The organism is Bradyrhizobium jicamae (genome assembly GCF_001440395.1).
In the GTDB taxonomy this organism is placed as follows: domain Bacteria; phylum Pseudomonadota; class Alphaproteobacteria; order Rhizobiales; family Xanthobacteraceae; genus Bradyrhizobium; species Bradyrhizobium jicamae.
Map to the genome: position 1 here is coordinate 1 of NZ_LLXZ01000032.1, position 2273 is coordinate 2273.

Annotated in this window: 2 protein-coding genes; one reads left to right on the plus strand and one right to left on the minus strand. The window is 56.5% G+C overall.

All coding sequences use genetic code 11. The annotated features are described in order from the left end of the window. Window positions 1–689: 689 nt before the first annotated feature. Window positions 690–1424, minus strand: coding sequence for a hypothetical protein (locus CQ12_RS05665; RefSeq protein ID WP_157088013.1), 735 nt, complete (start codon window positions 1422–1424; stop codon window positions 690–692). 202 nt (window positions 1425–1626) lie between these two features. Here CQ12_RS05665 and CQ12_RS05670 point away from each other — a divergent pair. Next, window positions 1627–2273 (plus strand): adenylate/guanylate cyclase domain-containing protein (locus tag CQ12_RS05670; RefSeq protein ID WP_198164071.1); only part of this gene is annotated, 647 nt, incomplete at its 3' end.

Genomic DNA, 2273 nt, shown 5'->3' on the forward strand with positions numbered 1-2273 from the left:
ACGGGGTCGACCTTGATGAAGATGTTGCCGCCATCACGGAAATGGATCAGGTGTTCGCCTTCTCCGGCACCAAGCACATAGGCCTGCGGCAGTTTGTGCGACGTCGCCTCGATCTCCTTGCTGTTTGGCATCGCGTGCTCCATTGGCCAATGTTCAACAATGCAAAGGCCACAATAGCAGAATGCTGGACCGCGAGCGACGCTGAGGGTCAAAGACGGCTTTGGGTCATGAGCGCCGTTTTGGCGACCAAGCCGCCGCTTCCGCTCCACCCTGACAGCACCCTGACAGCAGACGTTGTGACGGGCTGTTGGCAGGTCTCTGAAGAGCCAAAACCGGAAGTGGAGTTCTCCGGGAGATTAGCCAAGCTTGAGCTTGGCCCAGTTGTAGAAAATTAGACCAATAACCAGAACACCAATTTGCACGCAAAATAAGGATACCAGAGCCCAATACATTCTTGGGTCATCGTCACGATAAATCCAGCCGCCCCGTGACGGCACGCGCATTGTGCGAAGGAAGTAGAACAACACACAAGCAAGAATGTAGAGGATTATGATCCCCAAGTAAGTCAAAAGAGATTGCATGACTATGAGATTGTAGGGTCTGTTTCCATTAACGTCACAATACTGAAGGCTAAAATCGGATCAAGTGAGTGACTACTTCCGGTTCGGGTCACAAGCGGGCCTGCCACCTTACCGACTGTCCGACGCACTGGAACGAAGAGGCAGGTTACTCACACTGGCGCCTGCCACGAGTATTCCAGCGCTTACGATCCAGAACCAATAACCGCTTCCGTATGAAATAATCTCCACCTCGCCAAGTTTAGGACTGATTGGCACGGTAGCTACTCCCAGAAACGTCAGCGTCAGTCCCAACGCAAGGACCGCAGAGATCAACGCTGCGGATCGCTTGTCGGCAAGATAGAAGAACCAGGCGGCCACAATGATGGGGTTGGCAAGCCAAGCGGCATAGCCAGCGTTAGGAAGCACCTGTTCGTGAAAACTAGCGATGACGGCGATGGAAGAGAAAGCGCAGATCAAGGCAGCAACGTACCATCTCGCGCAGGCGCACAACCATCCTGCGATTATTAGGACGAAAAGCGGCAGGTGAAGCCAGCTCCCGAGCACCCCGGCCCATCCTGTAAGCAACATGACAAGAGCGGACTCGCTCCTTCTCTCCCCCACAACGTAGCAACATTCGGTTACAAATGCGGTCTGGGTAAGACAGGCGATGAACATAGTTGCGCTTGCCAGCACGACGGCAGTACGCCACGTCCTCAAGTTGCGGTCGCCATGAAGAAGCCTGAGAATTTTCAGTGCGCTGCGCACACCCGAATGGCTTATCTCAATGAAACACGACCTTGGGCATGATAGCCCATAAACCGGCTTGGGTTTTGTGCAGATTTTTAGGAGAATTTGCGTGCCCAAGTCAGCTTCGGGTCAAAAGCCGGCGTTGAAGGTCGCGCTGAGTTACGTCCGGTCTACCCCCACGAGCCGACGTGCCGACGGACAATGTGATCTTCGCCTCAGGGCCAATAACCGACGTCAGCCCGGGTGGACATCCCGTCAAAAGCGTTTGGTACTGTCGCGTGATCCGTCGTAGAGTATCTTCTAGGTAGGATTGCGGGCAATGGTGCAGGAGCCGCCAGTCCGGGTCGAGCGTAGGTTGTCGGCGATATTGGCCGCCGACGTGGCTGGCTATTCGCGGCTTATGCACCATGACGAAGTGGCTACGCACGCCAAACTGACGGCGCTCCTCGCGGACAGTGTCATGCCCGTGATCTCCGAACACGGCGGCCGCATCGTGAAGAACACCGGCGACGGGTTCTTGGCGGAGTTTCCAAGCGCGGTCGAAGCGGTCCGCGCTGCTGTGCAGTTCCAGACCCGCATAAAGGAACTTACAATCGCTGAGGTGGAAGACAGGCGTATTGCGCTCCGGGTGGGCGTCAATATCGGCGACGTCATCGTCGAGCCGCATGACATCTTTGGAGACGGCGTCAACATTGCGGCGAGGCTTGAGGGCATCGCAGAGCCCGGCGGCATCTGCATCTCGTCATCTGTCTACGATCAAGTTCGAGGCAAAGTCGCGGTCAAGTTCGCCGATCTGGGCGAGCAGAACCTCAAGAACATCGACCGCATGGTCCGAGCCTATGCCGTGGTCCGGGATGGACCGAGCCCGGCTGCCCTGACTGGAAGCGCAAGGCCGGGCGCGCCTTCAGCACCTCGTCTTTCCATCGTTGTGCTGCCTTTCGCCAACCTCAGCGGTGATCCCGAGCA